We start from the raw sequence: 16,392 nt of genomic DNA on the forward strand, positions 1-16,392 counted from the left end.
AAAGAAAGCAAAACCGGCATTTTTACGTACAACCCATCGCGATACCGCACCATCAGGGGGGACGTCGCGCTACTGTTCATGGTCAGTCGCCCTCAAAAAGAAACGATCCAATCTCCTAACCATCAAGGGTGAAAACATGATCCTCGCAAAGGTAACCGGCCATGTGGTGGCCACGCAGAAAAGTGACGAACTACGCGGCAGCAACCTGCTGCTGGTCACAGCTCTGGGTGACGACCTGGAAGCCATCAAAGATCGTACCTACGTTGCCGTCGACAGTGTCGGTGCCGGTGAAAACGATCTGGTGTTGGTGGAAGAGTATTTCGCACTGAGTAAAGACCGCTACAAGGCCATGTCGATCGTTGCCATTGTCGAGAAGGTTCACCGGGAGCGTTAAGAGTAAGAGGAAGTAGGCATGAATGAGTTTCTGATTAAGCCAAAAATCCATTTCGGTGAGGATGCGCTGCTCGCGCTGAGCAGCTTGCCTGGACGCTCGGCGTTTTTGGTCACCGATCAGGCGATGGTGAAGTTTGGCTTGGCCGAGCGGGTGACCAGCTTGCTCCTACAGCAGCAGATCCGCTGTCGTCAGTATGACCAGGTGGCCTCAGACCCGGATATTTCCGCCATCGTCAGCGGCATGAAGCTGATGGATGACGACTACCCGGACCTGGTGATTGCCTTGGGCGGCGGCTCGGTCATCGATGCCGCCAAGGCGGTGATGTATGCGCTGTGGCATTGCCGTAAAGACAGCGGCCGTAGCAAGCCCTGTTTTGTCGCCATCCCCACCACCAGCGGCACCGGTTCCGAAGTCACCAGCTTCTCGGTGATCAAGTCCCGCAGCCAAAAGCTGGTGTTGGTGGACGAGTTCATGCTGCCCGACATCGCCATCCTCGATCCTCAGCTAGTGAAGTCGGTGCCGGCCAGCATTACCGCCGATACCGGGATGGATGTGCTGTGTCATGCCCTGGAGGCCTATGTCTCCCGCAAGGCCAGCGACTTCAGCGATGCGATGGCCGAAAAAGTGGTGCAGATGGTATTCGGCCACCTGCTGACCTGCTACCAACAGGGCAGCAATCTGCCTTCGCGGGAAAAAATGCATAACGCTTCATGCATGGCCGGGATGGCGTTCACCAACGCATCGTTGGGTATCACCCACAGCCTGGCGCACGCCCTCGGCGGCATGTTTGGTATCCCGCATGGCCGAGCCAATGCACTGCTGATGACATCGGTGGTCGCCTTCAATGCCGACGTTGACGGCAACTGCGACACCCCGGCCGCGCACAAATATGCCGCCCTGGCGCGCCTGTTGGGGCTGCCAAGCACCTCAGTTCGTGATGGCGTCAATAGCCTGTTGGTGGCGATCGAAACGCTGAAACAGGAAATGCAGCTACCGGCCAATCTGCAAGCCGCAGGGGTAGAGGAACACCGCTTCCAGGTTTGCCTTGGCGAACTGGCCACGCAGGCGTTGCACGACAGCTGCACGCCAACCAACCCGCGCGACGTTAACGCGGCAGATTTGGAGAAACTGTTCCGCCTCGCCTACAGCGGCGGCCCGGTACAGCTTCAATAACGCACTCATTACAGTCAACGGATTTTGCCAATTTGTGTGAAAGCCGCAGGACATCAGGAGAGATTTGAACATGGCCCATTATTCACTGACGCCACGCGTAAAACTGCTGGCAGAAAGACTCTTATCCCAAAACAGCACCATCAGCACCGAACGTGCCGCCATTCTGGAAACGCTGGGTGGCGATGTGGCCGGCATGCCGCAGTTGGTCAAGAATGCCAAGCTGTTCAATGAGCTGGTCAAGCAACTGCCCGGCTACATCGGCCCCGATGAGTTGATCATCGGCAGCCAATCCTCCACCCCGCGCGCCGCCGTGTTCCACAGCGAAAGCGAACTGCGCAGTCCTTCGGCCTTCACCGCATTTGGCCAGACCTCACCGGACTATCTGGCGGTGATCACCAAAGGGCTGTTCGCCATCGAAGCCGAAATGGAAGACCGCGCCAGAAGCATCGGCAGCGCCGTCAGCCGTTCTGGATTGGACGAAGTCAACCAATGCCGCGCCATGATCTACGCCTGCAATGCAGCGATGCATCTGGCGCAGAAACTGGCCAGCAAAGCCGAAAACATGGCTGCGGTAGAAAACCATCCGTACCGCAAGGCGGAGCTGCAAGAAGCGGCCGCCATGCTGAAGAAAGTCCCGGCTTACGGGGCCAGCAGCTTTAAAGAGGCTTGCCAGTCGTTCTACTTCTTCCAACTGGCACTGCACCTGGAAAACGGCAGCTACGCGGTTTACCCAGGCGGCTTCGACAAACTGCTGTACAGCTTCTATCAGCAAGACATCACCCGTGGCGTGCTGACGCCGGAGCAGGCTTATGAAATCGTCGAGTGCCTGTGGCTGAAGCTGTGTGAGCTTTCCGAAGTGCGCGCACCACGTGAGTTGGACGGCTACCCGATGTTTGACGCCATGCTGCACGGCGTGCGCCTCGACGATCCGGCATTGGTGATCAACGATCTGTCCGCCATGTTGCTGGCAGCCCGTAGCAACCTGATGACGCTCAACAGCAACCTGCAGGTAAAACTGTTTGCTGGCCAGGCAGGTGCTCGCCCGCAGTACAGTGCGCCATCGGCCCCGTTCGTGGCGGCCTCTGCGCAAGACGTGGCAACGCACAAACTGATGGAAGGGCTGACGCCGCGCTTGCAACGCCTGCGTGACAACTACCTCGATGCTCGCCCTAGCGTCTCTATATATCGTGCCATCACCTTTACCGAGATGGCGAAAAACAACCCAGGTCTGCCAACCATTCTGCTGCGCGCCAAGTCTTTCCGCGCCGCCTGTGAAACCGCGCCAATCCTGATCCAACAAGATGAGCTGATCGTCGGCCATCCGTGCGGCAAACCGCGTGCCGGGGCGTTCTCACCGGATATCGCCTGGCGCTGGGTGCGTGACGAACTGGACACCATGGGCACCCGCCCGCAGGATCCGTTCGTTATCTCCGAGGCCGACAAGAAGACGATCCGTGAAGAGATCGTACCGTTCTGGGAAGGCCGTTCGCTCGATGAGATCTGTGAAGCACAGTACCGCGAAGCGGGCGTTTGGGCCTTCAGCGGCGAAACCTTTGTCAGCGACCTCTCCTACCACCAGATTAACGGCGGCGGCGACACCTGCCCAGGCTATGACATCCTGCTGTTTACCAAAGGGATGAACGGTATCAAGGCCGATGCCCAGCAGCACCTCGCGGCGCTGAGCATGGAAAACCCGGCGGATATCGACAAGATCTACTTCTACAAAGCGGCCATTGAAACCTGTGACGGCGTGGTGGCCTACGCCAAACGTATCGCCGACAAGGCCCGTGAACTGGCTGCCGTTGAGCAAGATCCGGCACGCCGTGCGGAACTGCTGACCATCGCAGAAACCAACGAGAACGTCCCTGCCAACCCACCGAAGACCCTGCAAGAAGCGCTGCAAAGCATCTGGACGGTAGAGTCACTGTTTGAAGTGGAAGAGAACCAGACCGGGCTGTCGCTGGGCCGTCTGGATCAGTATTGCTACCCGATGTACCAGGCCGATATCGAATCTGGCCGCCTGACGCAGGAACAGGCGTTGGAACTGTTGCAGGCCTTCATCATCAAGTGTGCCGAACTGATGTGGATGTCCAGCGAACTGGGCGCCAAGTACTTCGCCGGTTACCAGCCGTTTATCAACCTGACCATCGGCGGGCAGAAGCGCAGCGGCGGCGATGCCTGTAACGATTTGACCTACCTGATCATGGACGCCGTGCGCTTTGTCAAAGTGTACCAGCCGTCACTGGCCTGTCGTATCCATAACCAGTCGCCACAGAAGTACATGGAGAAGATCGTCGACGTGGTGAAAGCGGGTATGGGCTTCCCGGCCTGCCACTTTGATGATTCCCACATCAAGATGATGCTGCGCAAGGGCTTCGACTTTGAAGATGCGCGCGACTACTGCCTGATGGGCTGCGTAGAGCCGCAAAAATCCGGCCGCATCTATCAGTGGACCTCTACCGGTTATACCCAGTGGCCGATCGCCATCGAGTTCGTGCTCAACCGTGGCCGCATGGTGCTGTTCGACAGCTATCAAGGCTTGGATACCGGTGAGCTGAGCACCCTGAAAACCTACGAAAAGTTCGACAATGCGGTGAAGGCGCAGATCGCGCACATCGTCAAACTGTCGGCTATCGGTACCGTGATCAGCCAGCGTGTCCACCGCGACGTGGCACCAAAACCACTGATGTCGTTGCTGGTGGAAGGCTGTATGGAACAGGGTAAAGACGTGGCCGCCGGTGGCGCGGTGATCAACCACGGCCCAGGGCTGATCTTCTCCGGCCTGGCGACCTATGTCGACTCCATGGCCGCGATCCGCAAGTTGGTGTATCAGGATGGCAAATACACCCTCGAGCAGATCCGTGACGCGCTGCTGGCCAACTTTGAAGGCTTTGAACAGCTGCGCCGCGACTGTCTGAACGCGCCGAAGTACGGCAATGACGATGACACGGTCGATCAGTACGCGCTGGACATCACCGAGTGGACCGAGCGCGAGTGCCGCAAGTACAAGATGCTCTACTCCACGCTGAGCCACGGCACCCTGTCGATTTCCAACAACACGCCGATCGGTGAACTGACTGCCGCAACGCCAAACGGCCGCTTGGCCTGGATGCCACTCTCCGACGGGATCAGCCCGACGCAGGGCGCGGACAAACAGGGCCCAACCGCCATCATCAAGTCCGTCAGCAAGATGAACGTGGAAACCATGAACATCGGCATGGTGCACAACTTCAAGTTCCTCAAAGGGCTGCTCGATACCCCGGAAGGCAAGAACGGGTTGATCACCCTGCTGCGTACCGCGTCCATTCTGGGCAACGGCCAGATGCAGTTCAGCTACGTGGATAACGAAGTGTTGAAGCAGGCGCAGGTGGAGCCAGAGAAATATCGCGACCTGATCGTCCGTGTGGCCGGTTACAGCGCCTACTTCGTCGAGCTATGCAAAGAAGTGCAGGACGAGATCATAAGCCGTACGGTCATTGAGAAGTTCTAATACCCGTCGTCTTTCAAGCCACAGCGTTGTTACCTGCACTTACTCACCCCAGTCACTTACTAAAAGTAAGCTCCTGGGGATGAGTAAGCTTGGTGCCTAGCTGTGACTCGAAATCCATAGGGTATTAACTAGCCCTAAATTATTGAGGAAGCGCTCACGATGAATAACACGCTGGAGAAAAAGGGTCGGATATTCAATATCCAGAAATACTCGATCTATGACGGAGACGGTATTCGCACCCTGATTTTTTTCAAAGGTTGTAACATCCTCTGCGCCTGGTGCGCCAACCCCGAGGGGCTCACCAGCAATTTCCAGGTGATGTATTCACATGATAAGTGCGTTGACTGTGGGCAATGTGTCAGCGTCTGCCCGGTGGGGATCCACTCCCAGATCCAGAATGCACAAGGCGATCTCAAGCACCATCTCGATCGCAACATAGACTGCATCGGTTGCCGCAAGTGCGAAGAAGTCTGCATCTCTGGCGCGCTGGACATCATGGGCAAGGACGTCACGGTGCAAGAGTTGATGGATATCATCCTGCAGGACGTCGATTTCTATCATGCCTCCGGCGGTGGCGTCACCCTGGGCGGTGGCGAACTGAGTCTGCAAACCGACTTTGCGGCCGCGCTGCTGACCGAATGCAAAAAACAGATGATCAACACCGCCATCGAAACTAATGGTACCACCACCTTAGCCAATTATGAAAAGCTGGCGACCTGCACCGATATGTTCCTGTTCGACATCAAGCATATCGATAGCGCGCGGCATAAAGCATTATTTGGCGTCGGCAACGAGGGCGTAAAAAGAAACCTGGAGCGCCTGGTGGAACTGGGCAGCCATATCGTGGTGCGCATGCCTTTGGTACGCGGCTATAACGATTCTTACGATGCCATCACCGGTGCCATTGACTATGTCATGGCCCTGGCACGCAAAGGCAATATCAGCCGCATCGACGTTTTACCTTATCACCAACTGGGTAAAAACAAATACCAGCGGCTCGACATGATCTATCCGGTCAAAGACGACCCAAGTTACAGCAATGAAGAACTGGACCAACTGGCGGCTTTTTTCCAGCGCTTTGACTTTGATATCCGCCTGGTAAGGCACTAAGGAGATTGAGATGAACTTAAGCCTGGGAGTGATTGAAACCTATGGCCTGACCGCCGCGATCCACGCGGCCGATGCGGCCTGTAAATCCGCTGCGGTAACGGTGCTGGGGTACAAGAAGATTGGTTCCGGCCTGGTTAGCGTGTTCTTTGCCGGGGAAATCAGCGCGGTGAAAACCGCCATCGACAGCGGTGTGGCAGTGATCAAACAACCGGCGTTTATCAAAGGCCAGTTGGTGATTGCCCGCCCGGAAAAACAGGTTGTCGCGCTGCTGACCGGGCTGAAAGGCAAGGAGCTTACGCCGCCAGCGGCCAAAGTACAGCAAGAAACACCTGCGCCAGTAGCAGAAGTGGCCGCCCCGCAGGCAGAGGCCGCAGCGCCGGTAGTCGAAGCCCCTGTTGCCGATAACAAACCCGCACGCACCGGCGGCAAGAAAGAGTCTAAATAACCGTACAGCTTCTGAGATCGGGTAGGAATAACAGTATGTTTAATGAGTCGTTACTGGAAAGGATCCGCCATAACCTGGCAGAGAACTATTCTTCTCCCACCGGCATCGCCATCCCGGTTGGGGTTTCAAACCGGCATGTCCATCTGTCGCAGCAGGATATTGAAACGCTGTTTGGTGCCGGTTATCAGTTGACGCCATGCAAAGAGCTACGCCAGCCTGGGCAGTTCGCCGCGAAAGAGTGCGTGATGATCGTCGGCCCGAAAGGCTCGCTCTCCAAGGTGCGGGTGCTGGGGCCAGCACGTGATTGCACTCAGTTGGAAATCTCCAAGGCGGACTGCTTTACCTTGGGGCTGAAGGCTCCGGTACGCGAATCCGGCAATCTGAACGCCTCCGGTGACGCCATGTTGGCTGGCCCGGCGGGCTACGTTTCGCTGCATTCACAGGTGATTTGTGCCCAGCGCCATATCCATATGAACCCGCAGGATGCCGCCAGGTTAGGCGTGCAGAACGGGCAGAAGGTGCGGGTGAAAGCGGCAGGTGTGCGTGGGTTGATCTTTGACGAAGTCATCGTGCGGATCAAAGCCAGTTTTGCGCTGGAGCTGCACATTGATACCGATGAAGCCAACGCCGCCGGGCTGGCTTCCGGTGACAACGTGGTTATCGTTCCCTAAGGCGGCAATTATGATGCAACGTGAAATCATCGATAAGTTGGTCAGTGAAGTGCTCTCACGGATGCGGCCACGGGCGTTGGTGTTGTTAACCGCAGCGGATGGTTACCACGAAATTATCCGAGCGCGCTTGCAGCACTGCCAGGCGTTCTCGCCGGTGATCCTGTTTAGCGATAATGCCCGGAAGTTTCACGCAGAAGCAGATTGGAGCCAACTGGGGCCGATAACTTCGCTGGCGGAAATCAGCCAAACTGGCGCGTTGGATAATATTGAGCGGGTATTAATTCCTTTTCTCGATTTCGCGACGGCGGCGGAAGTGGCCAACGGTTTATTACAGTCTGATGCTGCCCGGTTTATTCATCTGGCTCGCATGAGCGGCAGGCCAATAATGGCACTGGATTATAACTGCAACCCGACCAGCGAATTAAATCAGCTAAAAGGCCTGAGCCGTGCCCCACAGGCAGATTATCTGCCAAAACTGGCGGCCCAGGGCATTGAGCTCTGTACGTTGGATCGGATGCTATCGGCCCAGCCAGCCGCCACGGAGCCGTTGGCAGCGCCGCCACAGGCTTACGTAACGCTAAGCGAACTCAAGCGGCTCAATGGTCGTTCACCACCGGGAGCCAAGCTGACCGATTTGGCATTGGAATATAGCCGAGGAAAAAAATAATACAGAACTAGGTGAGGGCTTTTACCCCGAAGAGAGGCCCCTCACCCTAACCCTCTCCCACAGGGAGAGGGGACCGATCGAGTGAACCTGAAAGCTCGGTAAAACACCTTGGATAAGTGGGCGATCGAGTGGATATGAAAACTCGGTGACGCTCCTTGGATAAGTGGGCGATCGAGTGGATCTGAAAACTCGGTGACGTTCCTTGGATAAGTGGGTGATCGAGTGGATCTGAAAACTCGGTGAAACACCTCGGATAGTGGGCGAACGAGTGGATCTGAAAACTCGGTGACGCTCCTTGGATGAGTGGATGATCGAGTTTGCTGAGGTTACCTCTTTATTGCCAAAAGAGCAGGAGCTAACAGCTCCCTCTCCCTGTGGGAGAGGGTTGGGGTGAGGGGTAATTAATATAAGTCTCAAAATTTCACTTTATATCAATAATTATTTATCAGGAGCGAACTCTATGTCTACCAAAGCAAAAGCATGGGTATGGATGTTATTGGTCATCTTCTCCGAGACCTCGGCCACCTCTACCTTAAAAATGTTTGATAACAGCGAAGGTACCACCAAGACGTTATTACTCGGCTTGATCGTAGTGTTGTACTGCGTTTGTTATTACTCGTTATCCAACGCGGTAAAATACATCCCTGTCGGCCTGGCTTACGCCACCTGGTCAGGTACCGGGATTTTACTGGTCTCAAGCCTGGGCATGGTGTTTTACGGCCAGCACCCTGATATGCCAGCCATTATCGGCATGATCGTGATTGCCAGCGGCATCGTGATCATGAACCTCTTCTCCAAAATGGGCTCCTCCGAAGAATAAGGGTATCAACTATGTTTAATATTGGCTTCTTGTGGCTGGCTCTGTCGATCGGTTCAGAAATCACCGGGACCTCGATGATCAAAAAAACCAACAACTTTAAAAAGCTGGGGCCTTCGGTACTGGTGATTAGCGCTTACTGCCTGTGCTATTTTGCCCTGACCAAGGCGATGGGGTTTATCCCGGTGGGCGTCGCCTACTCGCTGTGGTGCGGCTTTGGCATCGTCGGGGTGACCTTCGTTTCCATGCTGCTCTACAAGCAGAAACCGGATCTCCCTGCTATCTTCGCCATGGCGCTGATCATCGGCGGTGGCGTCATTATGAATATCTTCTCGCAGATGTAAGATCTCAGCCCCCTATAGCGCAGCGACAACGTTGCGCTTTTTTTTTGATGCGCTATAGTTATGCGCATAAATTATGTTCAGGAGGTACTATGGGAACCGTTTCAGTAATAAAAAAACGCAATACTAACGTGTACTTAAGTGTCGACCTGATTGAACAGGCTAAAGCATTAGACCTTAACTTATCGGCTACACTAAACCACGCCTTAGAACTCGCAGTGAAGAAGGGGCAACGTGAACGTTGGTTAGCGGAAAATCGTGCTGGTCTTGAAGCATTGAATGGCTTCGTTGAGGAGAACGGCCTTTTTTCTGATGATGCTGACTTTGGTGTCCTGTAATGAAACAATTTTCTGTTTATAAAAATCAATCTAAAAACAAAAAAAACTATCCTTTCTTTATCGTTGTTCAGTCCGATTTACTCGATCACCTTAGCACTCGTTTGGTCATGCCCTTGGCTTTAAAGCATGCAACAAACTCACAGGTCAAAACACTGACTCCTGTTTTGTCTGTGGATCAACAAGATTACGTGATCCTTACTAGTTTACTGACGACTACGGATGTCAAAAATCTTAATGCAGATTGCCTGGTTACCAATGCAGCCCATCTGCGTGATGAGCTGGTTGCGGCCATCGACCTGTTAGTTTTGGGCATTTGAAAAACTGCCCCACTAACTATGAACAAATTGGACCTGTTCAACAAAGAGGTGGAAGGAACGGTTATTTCTGTTTCAGCAACAGGCCTGAAAGCAACGCCCCAAGATCGGCGGCATGCTGAATAGAGGTATATGCAGGCTAATGATTTGATACCGCATAATCCTGTCATGTAACAGTTGCGGCAACGTATTTTGCAAGACAATATCTAATTTCGGAACGCTGTTTCATTATTAGGGATAAATCATGCAAAGAAATATCAAGTCATTATCAGCTATGGCGATTTTTCTGCTGGCCCTGACGGGTTGTGATAACTCGGATGGTAGTGTCGCCTCTCCCGTTGAGCCAGTTAAACCCGTTGTTCCCCCCGAAACTGAGAAACCTGTCGCTGACCGCAGTGGTGCCTGGCCAGCCTCAGCCCTTAACGATCCAGAATTGGCCGGGAAAGAACCGGTAATGCCTGAAGTCTGCCAAACACTCTCAGCCGAACTGAACCAGAATGCCAAAGGGCTACTGGATGAAGCCATTGATGCTGACGTGAATAATTCCCAACCCGATACCCACCGTATTCAAGCCGCGATCGACGCCTGCAACACCGGTGCCGTAAAACTGGTCGCAGGCAGCAACGAAGAGAATGCGTTCTTGAGCGGCCCACTTACGCTAAAAAGTGGCGTCACGCTCTGGGTAGATCAAGGGATCACCCTGTTTGCCTCACGTAGCCCGGTGGATTACCAGATTGCCGGTAAGAATAACTGCGGCGAAACCGCCAGTGCCGATAATGGCTGTAACGCATTGATTACCGCCACCGATACAATAAACAGCGGCGTGATTGGTGAAGGTATCATCGACGGACGAGGGGGAGCAGTGCTCACCAGCGGAAAATATGCCGATATCCTAACCTGGTGGGATGTGGGCGCATTAACCAAAACCGTTTCCGGCGCCAATCAGAACAACCCGCGGCTAATTCAGGTCACCAACAAGAATTCCGCCAAGCCGACCAGCCAGAACTTCACGCTGTATAAGATCACCTTACAGAATGCGCCCAAATTCCACTTTGTCCCCAGTGGGGTCAATGAAGTGGTCGTCTGGGGCGTGAAGGTGTTAACTCCTTCACTGGCCTATACGGTTCCAGGCTATGATTGCCCTAAAGGGACAACCCCTGCGACATCGGGTTCCCCTAACTATACCCGAGCAAGCACCTGCTTTACCCCGGATACGACCAAGAACACCGACGCGATCGATCCTGGCCAATCGCAGAATGTCCTGATTGCCTATAACCACATCAGTACCGGTGATGACGGTATCGCCATCAAAGCCCATAGCAGCAATGCCTGTGTCCCACCGATTGCCGAAAAGTATGCAGGGCAGTTGCCTATTTATACCGTCAGCAACGTCAAAATTCTGCATAACCGCCTCTACTTCACCCATGGCATGTCAATCGGCAGTGAAACCGACTGCGCGGTCAAAGACGTGGAAATTCGGGATATGAGCATTGACGGCCATGATGCTGGCTTTGCCGTCGGCGTGCGTATCAAAACCGATATGAGCGTTGGAGGAGAAGTGAGGAACATCAACTATGATGGTATTTGCATCCGCCGCGCTCAGGAAGCGCTGACCATAGATACCTACTACAGCAAAAAAACCGGACAGGCCTACCCCGATATTCAAGATGTCACCATCAAAAATTACCACTATGTGGATACGCCAGACTCCATTTATAACGGAGATAACGTTCGGGTCACCTTACGCGGCTTCAGCTCTGATGGCCAAGATCTGCCATTAAGAAATATTGTGCTCGATAACACCGTGTTTGACAGCTCACCACAGTTGGCTAGCAAAGCCTCGGCAACAATCCCTGCCGCGCCTTCTTATGCTCAGATCCTGATGGGACCTGGCCCGGTATCCCTGGCGGACCTGCTGTTGGAAGCCGCGGACAACGGTGCCGCAGAGTTTGAAGTGCTGGATAACCGTAATGGATCCGAAGAGCCTTACGATTGCAGCGAAGCCTTTGCACTGTTCCCTTCTAGCGCCTCTGCACTCTAAGCGAAAAACGGGTAGGATCTCTCCCACCCGTCTTTCCTCTGCTGCGGTGACTAATACATCGCGGCTTTGATTTGCATACAGGCCCAGTCTATTGGGCCTGACTATTTCCGCTTCAGCAGCAGCACAAGGCTAATTAACAGGAACAGCAAGCTTGGCAACAGGGCACCCAGAATTGGCGGCATGCTGTACACCATGCTCAGCGGGCCGAAGATCTGATCCAGCACGTAGAACAGGAAGCCGAAGCTGATACCGATCACCACTCGCACGCCCATTGGCACGCTACGCAGCGGGCCAAAGATAAACGACAGCGCCATCAGCATCATCACCGCCACCGACAGCGGCGAGAAGATCTTGCTCCACATATTCAGCTGGTAACGGCTAGCCTCCTGGCCACTCTGCTTGAGGTACTTCACATAGTTGTGCAAGCCGCTGATGGAAAGCGAGTCCGGATCCAACGCCACCACGCCCAGCTTGTCCGGCGTCAGGTTGGTTTTCCACACCCCGGTTAGCGTCTGGGTACTGGTGACCTGATTCGGATTGGTCAAATCGGAGGTATCCACCTGCGAAAGCTGCCACGCGCCATCTTCAAAATCTGCGGTACCGGCATAGCGGACCGTCTCTAACCGACGCTGATCGTTGAAGTGGTAAATGTTGACGCCAGCCAGCTCTTTTTCACCCGCCACCCGTTCGATGTAGATAAAGTCATTGCCGTCCTTCGCCCACAGGCCGCTCTTGGTAGAGAGCAGCGAGCCACCATACATCTGCTGCGCACGATAGTTACGCGCCATCTGTTCGCCCTGCGGTGCCACCCATTCGCCGATTGCCATTGTCAGCAAGACCAGCGGAATAGCGGTTTTCATCACCGAACCGGCAATCTGCAGCCGGGTGAAGCCAGAAGCCTGCATCACCACCAGTTCGCTACGCGTAGCCAAGGTGCCCAAACCGAGCAATGCCCCTAGCAACGCCGCCATCGGGAAGAAGATCTCAATATCCTTTGGTACGCTGAGCAGGGTATACACCCCCGCGCCAAATGCCGAGTATTCACCCTGCCCGACTTTACGCAGTTGATCGACGAACTTGATGATGCCGGAAAGCGAAACCAGCATGAACAGCGTCATCATGATGGTGTTGAAAATCGTTTTACCGATATAACGGTCCAGTACACCAAACATCAGGCCGCTCCTCTCAGGCGTGCACGCAGTTTGCGCATCGGCACGGTATCCCACAGGTTAAGTGCCAGAGCAATCGCGAAGTACGCCAGGTTCACCAGCCACATCCACACCAGCGGATCCAGCTTGCCCTTACCGGCATTGGAACGCAGCGAGGTCTGCAGCAGGAAGAAGATCAGATACAGCAGCATCGCTGGCAACATGCTCAGCACACGGCCTTGGCGCGGGTTGACCACGCTGAGCGGCACCACCAGCAGCGCCATCAGCACCACAGAAACGACCAGCGTCAGACGCCAGTGGAATTCGGCGCGCGCATCCGGTTCATTCGATTCCCACAGTGTGCGCATCGACATCTGCTCGGACTGGGTATTATCGATAGTGACCGACTGATGGCCGATAACCGCTTTATAGTCGGTGAAGTCGGTAATGCGGAAATCACGCAGCAATGCGGTGCCTTCAAACCGGGTGCCTTTGTCCAGCGTGACAACCTGCGATCCGTCGCGGCCCTGATTGATCATTCCATGCTCGGCCACTACCACCGAAGGGCGTTGGTTACCGTTCGGGCGTAGCTGCGCCAGGAACACGTCGTTGAAGGTGTTACCCTTTACGCTACCGACAAACAGTACGGCGTTACCATCCTGTGAGGGCTGGAACTGCCCTTCAGCCAGCCCGGCAATGCTGGGGTTGGCTTTGGCTTCGGCAATCACTTCGTCCTGATGGCTGGCCGCCCATGGCCCGACCCAGAAGACGTTTACCGCAGCCACTGCCGAGGTAAAGATCGCTAACACCATAGCGGCAATGATCAGGGTTCGTTTACCCAGGCCGCAGGCGTGCATAACGGTGATTTCGCTTTCGGTATACAACCGACCAAGCGTCATCAAGAGGCCAAGAAACAGGCTTAAGGGCAAGATTAGCTGCGCCATCTTCGGCACACCCAATGCAAGCAGGGATAAGACTAAATTTGTCGGGATATTGCCGTCTACCGCATCACCTAACACCCTGACCAGGTTCTGACAAAAGAAGATCAGAAGCAGGATAAACAGGATGGCAATTTGGCTCTTCAGCGTTTCCCGTACCAGATATCTAATGATGATCACGCTTATTACGCCTGTGAAAACTTGTCTTTTTGCAGGAAAATCGATAGTTTCATCGCTAATCCGCCATTTTTTCTCATCATGTGGCAACCTTCACAGCTAAAATAGTATTAGAACATCAAGCTGTTTGGCCTTCCTATAGGAACAGACCTATAGTAGCCAAAACAGAACGTTTACGCCGTTCAGGTTAACCTAGTTAGTTAACTCAATGACGGAAGATCTTGGCGGAGCAGATCATTCTAGCCGTAGCTTTCGTCGTTGTCTTTAAGATTCAGGAGAGTGCATGGAGTTCAGTGTAAAAAGCGGTAGCCCGGAAAAACAGCGCAGCGCCTGTATTGTAGTTGGTGTTTTCGAACCACGCCGCCTGTCACCTATCGCAGAACAGCTCGACAAAATCAGTGATGGTTATATCAGCGCACTACTGCGCCGGGGCGAACTGGAAGGCAAAGTCGGGCAGACGTTACTGCTGCACCATGTGCCGAACATTCTCTCCGAACGCATCCTGCTGATTGGCTGTGGCAAAGAGCGCGAGCTCGATGAACGCCAGTACAAGCAGGTGATCCAGAAAACCATCAATACCCTTAACGACACCGGTTCCATGGAGGCCGTCTGCTTCCTGACCGAGCTGCACGTCAAAGGCCGCAATACTTACTGGAAGGTGCGCCAGGCGGTAGAAACTGCCAAAGAAACGCTCTACACCTTCGATCAGTTGAAGAGCAACAAGGTGGAGCCACGTCGCCCGCTGCGTAAAATGGTGTTCAACGTGCCAACCCGCCGCGAACTGACCAGCGGTGAACGCGCCATCCAGCACGGCCTGGCCGTGGCTTCCGGCATCAAGGCCGCCAAAGATCTCGGCAATATGCCACCAAACATCTGTAATGCCGGTTATCTGGCCTCACAGGCACGTCAGTTGGCCGATGCCTTCAGCACCCACATCACCACCCGCGTCATCGGCGAACAGCAGATGAAAGAGCTGGGGATGAACGCCTATCTGGCGGTCGGTGCCGGTTCGCAAAATGAATCGCTGATGTCGGTGATGGAATATAAGGGAAATCCTAACCCGGACGCTAAGCCGATCGTGCTGGTAGGCAAAGGGTTGACCTTCGATTCCGGCGGCATCTCGATCAAACCGGCCGACGGCATGGACGAGATGAAATACGACATGTGCGGTGCGGCTACCGTATACGGCGTCATGCGTGTGGTGGCAGAACTGAACCTGCCGCTGAACGTGATCGGCGTGTTGGCTGGCTGTGAAAACATGCCCGGCGGACGTGCCTATCGCCCAGGCGATGTGTTGACCACCATGTCGGGCCAGACGGTAGAAGTGCTGAACACCGACGCCGAAGGCCGCCTGGTGCTGTGCGATACCCTCACCTACGTGGAACGTTTCGAGCCAGAGCTGGTGATTGATATCGCCACCCTGACCGGTGCCTGCGTGATCGCACTGGGTCACCACATCACCGGCCTGATGTCGAACCACAACCCGCTGGCTCACGAGCTGATCGGCGCTTCCGAGCAATCGGGTGACCGTGCGTGGCGCTTGCCGATGAGCGATGAGTATTACGAGCAGCTGGATTCCAACTTTGCGGATATGGCCAACATCGGCGGCCGCCCAGGTGGTGCCATCACCGCCGCGTGCTTCCTTTCACGCTTTACCCGCAAGTACAGCTGGGCGCACCTGGACATCGCCGGTACCGCCTGGCGCTCCGGCAAGGCCAAAGGGGCCACTGGCCGCCCGGTAGCCCTGCTGGCGCAGTTCCTGCTCAATCGTGCTGGTCTAAACGGCGACGATTAAATCCGCGCGGTAATTCAGGTATAATCACCGAGGGCACAGCACGCTGTGCCCTTACATTTTTTGGCCACGGTGAATTGAATCATGAAACAGGCAACGTTCTACCTTCTTGAACACGCAGAACCCGCTGGTGCGCTCAGTGCACACGAGGCTGTGGCCTGTGCCGTTGCCGCCGAAAGATGGCGCGCTGGCAAGCGGATACTGATCGCCTGTGAAAGCCAGGAGCAGGCCCAGCGGCTGGACGAAGCCCTGTGGCAACGTGAGCCACACCAATTTGTACCGCACAACCTGGCAGGCGAAGGGCCAAACTTTGGCGCCCCGGTCGAGCTGTGCTGGCCAGGTAAACGCGGCAATGCCCCGCGCGATCTGCTGATCGCCCTGCTGCCGCAGTTTGCAGATTTTGCTACTGCTTTCCATGAAGTGGTAGACTTCGTCCCTTACGAAGACACCTTGAAACAGTTGGCGCGCGAACGTTACAAAGCCTATCGCAGCGTCGGCTTCCATTTGACCACGGCCACGCCGCCAACTAACTGAAC

Annotated in this window: 16 protein-coding genes; 14 read left to right on the forward strand and 2 right to left on the reverse strand. The window is 54.8% G+C overall.

Annotated features, from left to right (window positions below):
- The first annotated feature begins 136 nt into the window (after nt 1–136).
- The 12 genes from ACMV5I_RS08490 (at nt 137) to ACMV5I_RS08545 (ending at nt 11,801) form a co-directional block, all read left to right on the forward strand.
- The gene (locus ACMV5I_RS08490) at nt 137–394 is read left to right on the forward strand and encodes a EutN/CcmL family microcompartment protein (protein ID WP_021179125.1); all 258 of its coding nucleotides are present in this window, start codon (nt 137–139) and stop codon (nt 392–394) included.
- 18 nt (nt 395–412) lie between these two features.
- A complete protein-coding gene (locus ACMV5I_RS08495; protein ID WP_414824124.1) occupies nt 413–1,567 on the forward strand; it encodes a 1-propanol dehydrogenase PduQ in 1,155 nt (384 codons plus the stop codon).
- 70 nt (nt 1,568–1,637) lie between these two features.
- The gene (cutC, locus tag ACMV5I_RS08500) at nt 1,638–5,057 is read left to right on the forward strand and encodes a choline trimethylamine-lyase (RefSeq protein WP_414824125.1); all 3,420 of its coding nucleotides are present in this window, start codon (nt 1,638–1,640) and stop codon (nt 5,055–5,057) included.
- A gap of 159 nt (nt 5,058–5,216) precedes the next feature.
- Complete coding sequence (cutD, locus tag ACMV5I_RS08505) at nt 5,217–6,167, forward strand: choline TMA-lyase-activating enzyme (RefSeq protein ID WP_202672837.1); 951 nt, start codon at nt 5,217–5,219, stop codon at nt 6,165–6,167.
- A 10-nt stretch (nt 6,168–6,177) separates the two neighbouring features.
- Nucleotides 6,178–6,612: a BMC domain-containing protein gene (locus ACMV5I_RS08510; RefSeq protein ID WP_115160406.1), complete on the forward strand. Its 435-nt coding sequence runs from the start codon at nt 6,178–6,180 to the stop codon at nt 6,610–6,612.
- Between the two features lie 35 nt (nt 6,613–6,647).
- The gene (locus tag ACMV5I_RS08515; RefSeq protein ID WP_024484709.1) at nt 6,648–7,283 is read left to right on the forward strand and encodes a phosphate propanoyltransferase; all 636 of its coding nucleotides are present in this window, start codon (nt 6,648–6,650) and stop codon (nt 7,281–7,283) included.
- 10 nt (nt 7,284–7,293) lie between these two features.
- Nucleotides 7,294–7,950 (forward strand): hypothetical protein, encoded by a 657-nt coding sequence (locus ACMV5I_RS08520; protein ID WP_414824126.1) that lies wholly within the window; start codon nt 7,294–7,296, stop codon nt 7,948–7,950.
- Between the two features lie 460 nt (nt 7,951–8,410).
- Complete coding sequence (locus tag ACMV5I_RS08525; RefSeq protein ID WP_024529409.1) at nt 8,411–8,770, forward strand: DMT family transporter; 360 nt, start codon at nt 8,411–8,413, stop codon at nt 8,768–8,770.
- An 11-nt stretch (nt 8,771–8,781) separates the two neighbouring features.
- The gene (locus ACMV5I_RS08530) at nt 8,782–9,111 is read left to right on the forward strand and encodes a DMT family transporter (protein ID WP_021179117.1); all 330 of its coding nucleotides are present in this window, start codon (nt 8,782–8,784) and stop codon (nt 9,109–9,111) included.
- A gap of 89 nt (nt 9,112–9,200) precedes the next feature.
- Nucleotides 9,201–9,446, forward strand: a complete 246-nt coding sequence (locus tag ACMV5I_RS08535; RefSeq protein ID WP_179249596.1) for a type II toxin-antitoxin system CcdA family antitoxin — start codon at nt 9,201–9,203, stop codon at nt 9,444–9,446.
- Nucleotides 9,446–9,763 (forward strand): CcdB family protein, encoded by a 318-nt coding sequence (locus ACMV5I_RS08540; protein WP_179249597.1) that lies wholly within the window; start codon nt 9,446–9,448, stop codon nt 9,761–9,763. The genes ACMV5I_RS08535 and ACMV5I_RS08540 overlap by 1 nt, the downstream gene beginning before the upstream one ends.
- A 241-nt stretch (nt 9,764–10,004) precedes the next feature.
- Nucleotides 10,005–11,801, forward strand: a complete 1,797-nt coding sequence (locus tag ACMV5I_RS08545; RefSeq protein WP_414824127.1) for a glycoside hydrolase family 28 protein — start codon at nt 10,005–10,007, stop codon at nt 11,799–11,801.
- Nucleotides 11,802–11,902: 101 nt separating this feature from the next.
- On the opposite strand, the gene lptG is transcribed toward ACMV5I_RS08545, so the two are convergent.
- Together lptG and lptF are read right to left on the reverse strand one after the other, a co-directional pair.
- Nucleotides 11,903–12,973 carry an LPS export ABC transporter permease LptG gene (lptG, locus tag ACMV5I_RS08550; protein ID WP_121608562.1) on the reverse strand — a complete coding sequence of 357 codons (1,071 nt, stop codon included), beginning with the start codon at nt 12,971–12,973 and terminating at the stop codon, nt 11,903–11,905.
- Nucleotides 12,973–14,067, reverse strand: a complete 1,095-nt coding sequence (gene lptF / locus ACMV5I_RS08555; protein WP_021807814.1) for an LPS export ABC transporter permease LptF — start codon at nt 14,065–14,067, stop codon at nt 12,973–12,975. Before lptF ends, lptG begins: the two co-directional genes overlap by 1 nt.
- A 280-nt stretch (nt 14,068–14,347) precedes the next feature.
- Between lptF and pepA the strand changes: the two genes are divergently transcribed.
- Both pepA and ACMV5I_RS08565 read left to right on the forward strand, forming a co-directional pair.
- Complete coding sequence (pepA, locus tag ACMV5I_RS08560) at nt 14,348–15,859, forward strand: leucyl aminopeptidase (RefSeq protein WP_024486368.1); 1,512 nt, start codon at nt 14,348–14,350, stop codon at nt 15,857–15,859.
- A gap of 81 nt (nt 15,860–15,940) precedes the next feature.
- Entirely contained in the window at nt 15,941–16,390 is a 450-nt protein-coding gene (locus tag ACMV5I_RS08565) for a DNA polymerase III subunit chi (RefSeq protein ID WP_414824129.1), read from the forward strand.
- The last annotated feature ends 2 nt before the right edge of the window (nt 16,391–16,392 follow it).

Origin of the sequence: Serratia sp. T13T92, assembly GCF_047530105.1 — a bacterium.
GTDB lineage: Bacteria > Pseudomonadota > Gammaproteobacteria > Enterobacterales > Enterobacteriaceae > Chania > Chania fonticola.

Bases quoted from the DNA above. Each gene is read 5' to 3' on its own strand.
- ACMV5I_RS08540 (WP_179249597.1), top strand. From the start codon at position 9,446: ATGAAACAATTTTCTGTTTATAAAAATCAATCTAAAAACAAAAAAAAC.
- ACMV5I_RS08530 (WP_021179117.1), top strand. From the start codon at position 8,782: ATGTTTAATATTGGCTTCTTGTGGCTGGCTCTGTCGATCGGTTCAGAA.
- cutD (WP_202672837.1), top strand. From the start codon at position 5,217: ATGAATAACACGCTGGAGAAAAAGGGTCGGATATTCAATATCCAGAAA.
- ACMV5I_RS08520 (WP_414824126.1), top strand. From the start codon at position 7,294: ATGATGCAACGTGAAATCATCGATAAGTTGGTCAGTGAAGTGCTCTCA.
- ACMV5I_RS08510 (WP_115160406.1), top strand. From the start codon at position 6,178: ATGAACTTAAGCCTGGGAGTGATTGAAACCTATGGCCTGACCGCCGCG.
- ACMV5I_RS08545 (WP_414824127.1), top strand. From the start codon at position 10,005: ATGCAAAGAAATATCAAGTCATTATCAGCTATGGCGATTTTTCTGCTG.
- cutC (WP_414824125.1), top strand. From the start codon at position 1,638: ATGGCCCATTATTCACTGACGCCACGCGTAAAACTGCTGGCAGAAAGA.
- ACMV5I_RS08515 (WP_024484709.1), top strand. From the start codon at position 6,648: ATGTTTAATGAGTCGTTACTGGAAAGGATCCGCCATAACCTGGCAGAG.
- ACMV5I_RS08525 (WP_024529409.1), top strand. From the start codon at position 8,411: ATGTCTACCAAAGCAAAAGCATGGGTATGGATGTTATTGGTCATCTTC.
- ACMV5I_RS08490 (WP_021179125.1), top strand. From the start codon at position 137: ATGATCCTCGCAAAGGTAACCGGCCATGTGGTGGCCACGCAGAAAAGT.
- ACMV5I_RS08535 (WP_179249596.1), top strand. From the start codon at position 9,201: ATGGGAACCGTTTCAGTAATAAAAAAACGCAATACTAACGTGTACTTA.
- lptG (WP_121608562.1), bottom strand. From the start codon at position 12,973: ATGTTTGGTGTACTGGACCGTTATATCGGTAAAACGATTTTCAACACC.
- ACMV5I_RS08495 (WP_414824124.1), top strand. From the start codon at position 413: ATGAATGAGTTTCTGATTAAGCCAAAAATCCATTTCGGTGAGGATGCG.
- ACMV5I_RS08565 (WP_414824129.1), top strand. From the start codon at position 15,941: ATGAAACAGGCAACGTTCTACCTTCTTGAACACGCAGAACCCGCTGGT.
- pepA (WP_024486368.1), top strand. From the start codon at position 14,348: ATGGAGTTCAGTGTAAAAAGCGGTAGCCCGGAAAAACAGCGCAGCGCC.